The organism is Aestuariivirga sp., assembly GCF_037139295.1.
In the GTDB taxonomy this organism is placed as follows: Bacteria; Pseudomonadota; Alphaproteobacteria; order Rhizobiales; family Aestuariivirgaceae; genus Aestuariivirga.
On record NZ_JBAXGR010000210.1, the window covers coordinates 1 to 3197 of the forward strand.

Below are 3197 nucleotides of genomic sequence, written 5' to 3' on the forward strand. Positions count from 1 at the left end.
ACATCGGCAACTTGCGTGTGGCGCTCAACGCCCTGGTGCGCGTCTTCAGGCTGCGCTGAGACTTATCCACACGACAGGAGTGCGCAGCGTTTCTCGGAGCTGCGCAGCATCACGCGGCAGTCATCATGTTGAAGTTATTGTATAAAATACTTGACGACAGCTTGCGACACGGTTAAAAGTTCCGATATTGAAAGCTCACAACTGCGCCCGGAGATAACCCTCCGGGCGTTTTGCATTTCGGAGGCAGGTAATGCGAGTTCGCTTCCTCGAGGCTGACGATATCCGGATCCGCTTCGAGGCTGCCTGCCTGCGAATGGGCGAGGGCGAAGCCCGCCGTGCCTTCTCGATGGCGCTGAACAAGGAGGGGCGCAAGTCCTTCACCCAGCTGCGCCGGTCGCTCGCCCAGCAGTCTTCGATCCCGCGCGGTGCCGTCAATGCAGCGACGCGCTTCAAGTCGGCGACCCGCTCCACGATGTCCACGGTGACCTCCGGCACAGGCCGCCATCTGCCGCTGTCCTTCTTCGGCGCAAAGCAGTTCTCCTATGGCGTGCGTGCGAAGATATGGGGCAGGGCGCAGACCTTCGGCTCTGCCTTCGTGGTGAAGCGCTACGGCGGCGGCGTGTTCAAACGCACCGGCAAGGGACGCTTTCCCATCGAGCAGCTCTGGGGTCCTGCGGTCCCCGTAGAAATGCTGCGTGACGAAGCGTACGCCGCCTGGACGGACCAGCACCCGCGCGTGCTGAATGAATCTGCGCGTCTGATCGAACTGATGACGACCGGCGCGGGGTTTCGCGGGCTCCCGCGCAATCGTAGTGCTGCGTAGGGGGGCGGGGCTAGGAGCCCCATTGCGGGGTTCTGCGTAGCGCAGCCGCCGCCGCCCGGATTTCTCGTGTTTTTCTGGGTTTCGTTTTTCCGTTTTGTTTTGAATCGGATAGCCGATGGTGCGATTTGTAGGCCCGCGCGGAAGGTGCTTAGACTGCCGATAATCAGCAGTGTTTCGGGGGCAAGATGTTCGATCTCGACCGCTTCGTGATGGCACAGGAGCCGGTAATCGAGACCGTGCTCCGCGAGCTTCGCGCCGGGCGCAAGGAGACCCACTGGATGTGGTTCGTCTTCCCGCAGCTTCGGGGTCTCGGCCGGTCGCCCATGGCCCAGCATTACGGGACCGAGAACCTCGCTGAGGCTCGTGCCTACCTGGGCCACGCCATCCTGGGGCCGCGGCTGAAGGAGTGCGTCGAGGCCGTCTTGGGCGTTACGGGCAAGACGCTGCACGAGATCTTCGGCTCGCCCGATGACGTGAAGTTCTGCTCGTCGATGACGCTCTTCGCCTTGGCGAATGGCGGCGACAAGCCGTTCCGGGAAGCCTTGGTCCGCTACTGCGGGGGGCGCGAAGACGCGGCGACGCTTGAGCTGCTGGGTATCCGTCCATCGCGTTGACGGTCCTCGAATTCCACTACATCTGCGGGGTAACTGATGATCGTCACCGACATGCCGGTGGAGACGCTGGTCCCCTATGCGCGGAATCCCCGCAACAACACCGCGGCCATCGATGCCGTGAAGGCGTCCATCGCCGAGTTCGGCTTCCGCCAGCCCATCGTCGTCGACGAGAAGATGGTGTTGATCGTCGGCCACACCCGTCTCGAGGCCGCCAAAGCGCTGGGCCTGAAGACCGTCCCCGTTCATGTGGCGGAGGGCCTGTCGCCGGCCCAGGCCAGGGCCTACCGGCTGATGGACAACCGGTCCCACGAGAACGCCCAGTGGGATGATGAGCTCCTCCGCCTCGAGTTCGGTGATCTGAAGCTCGACGGCTTCGACCTTGACCTCACCGGCTTCGACAGCGAGCAGCTTGAAGGGCTGCTGGGCGTCGAGAAGGTCGAGGGGCTGACCGATCCGGACGAGGCACCCGAGGTGCCCGAGTACCCGGTCACGAAGCCCGGCGATCTGTGGATCCTCGGGAACCACCGCGTTCTCTGCGGCGATGCCACGGTTTCGACTGACCTCGACAGGCTGATGGACGGGCAGCTGGCAGATCTTGCCGTGACCGATCCGCCCTACAACGTCGACTACGGCAATGCCGCCAAGGACAAGAAGCTCACCAAGGACCGGCGCATCCTGAACGATGCCCTTGGTGACGGCTTCTACCAGTTTCTATACGACACCTGCGTCAACCTGCTGATGGTGACGAAGGGCGCCTGCTACATCTGCATGAGCTCGTCTGAGCTCCATACCCTGCAGAAGGCCTTCACCGAAGCAGGCGGCAAGTGGTCGACCTTCATCATCTGGGCCAAGAACACCTTCACACTGGGGAGGGCGGACTACCAGCGCCAGTACGAGCCGATCCTCTATGGCTGGAAGCAGGGGGCCGACCATTTCTGGTGCGGCGCGCGTGACCAGGGTGACGTCTGGTTCGTCGACAAGCCCCGGGTCAATGACCTGCACCCCACCATGAAGCCGGTGGAACTGATTGAGCGCGCCATCACCAATTCCACGAAAAGCCGGGACATTGTCCTCGACCTGTTCGGCGGCTCAGGAACGACCCTGGTTGCGGCCGAGCGCACCGGGCGGTCGGCCCGGCTCATGGAGCTCGATCCTAGATACGTCGACGTTATCGTCCAGCGCTGGCAGGACTACAGCGGCAACAAGGCTGTGCTGGATGGCGAAGACCGGACGTTTGATGACCTGAAGGTCGCTCGGAAGCCCAAGCCGGGGGACGCCGCCTGATGCAGTCGCGGTGGATGTCCCTCGTGGAGTCTGTCACCAACATCGTCGTGGGCTACGGACTTGCCGTGCTCACGCAGATCATCGTGTTCCCGATGTTCGGGCTGCAGCCGACGCTAGCGCAGAACTTGAAGATCGGAGGTGTCTTCACGGTCATGTCGATCGTCCGTTCCTATGCCTTGCGGCGTGTGTTTGAGATGATTCGGATGCGAGGCTAAGAGTGGAGCGTCAACGATAAGGCACGCCGTACCGCGTTGCTGCCCGCTCAAGTCTGTTCCGTGTGGCGTCCGAAACAGGTGTAACCATGTAACCGGTGTGCAAGTCGCCCAGCAACGCTGAGGAGGTGACAGGCCCAGCGCGCCAGGTCAGACCAATCAGTGCGCACAGTGCAGCGTCTAGCCTGTCCTGATCAGCTTTTCGGGGCTGACCGTTGGCGCTCATTTGGAGAGCCCACTTGGCGAGCCCGTCCACGCCAAATT

General features: G+C 62.5%; 4 protein-coding genes. All 4 read left to right on the forward strand.

The window, feature by feature from the left end; genetic code table 11:
- Positions 1-250 precede the first annotated feature (250 nt).
- A complete protein-coding gene (locus WCJ41_RS20895) occupies positions 251-823 on the forward strand; it encodes a hypothetical protein (protein ID WP_336907768.1) in 573 nt (190 codons plus the stop codon).
- Positions 824-1008: 185 nt separating this feature from the next.
- Positions 1009-1437 (forward strand): DUF1810 domain-containing protein, encoded by a 429-nt coding sequence (locus WCJ41_RS20900; protein WP_336907769.1) that lies wholly within the window; start codon positions 1009-1011, stop codon positions 1435-1437.
- Between the two features lie 36 nt (positions 1438-1473).
- A complete protein-coding gene (locus WCJ41_RS20905) occupies positions 1474-2721 on the forward strand; it encodes a DNA modification methylase (protein WP_336907770.1) in 1248 nt (415 codons plus the stop codon).
- A gap of 14 nt (positions 2722-2735) precedes the next feature.
- Entirely contained in the window at positions 2736-2936 is a 201-nt protein-coding gene (locus tag WCJ41_RS20910) for a hypothetical protein (protein WP_336907771.1), read from the forward strand.
- The last annotated feature ends 261 nt before the right edge of the window (positions 2937-3197 follow it).

What these genes read in the sequence shown, in the direction of transcription:
- WCJ41_RS20910 (WP_336907771.1), top strand. Translation starts at nt 2,736, where the DNA reads ATGTCCCTCGTGGAGTCTGTCACCAACATCGTCGTGGGCTACGGACTT.
- WCJ41_RS20900 (WP_336907769.1), top strand. Translation starts at nt 1,009, where the DNA reads ATGTTCGATCTCGACCGCTTCGTGATGGCACAGGAGCCGGTAATCGAG.
- WCJ41_RS20895 (WP_336907768.1), top strand. Translation starts at nt 251, where the DNA reads ATGCGAGTTCGCTTCCTCGAGGCTGACGATATCCGGATCCGCTTCGAG.
- WCJ41_RS20905 (WP_336907770.1), top strand. Translation starts at nt 1,474, where the DNA reads ATGATCGTCACCGACATGCCGGTGGAGACGCTGGTCCCCTATGCGCGG.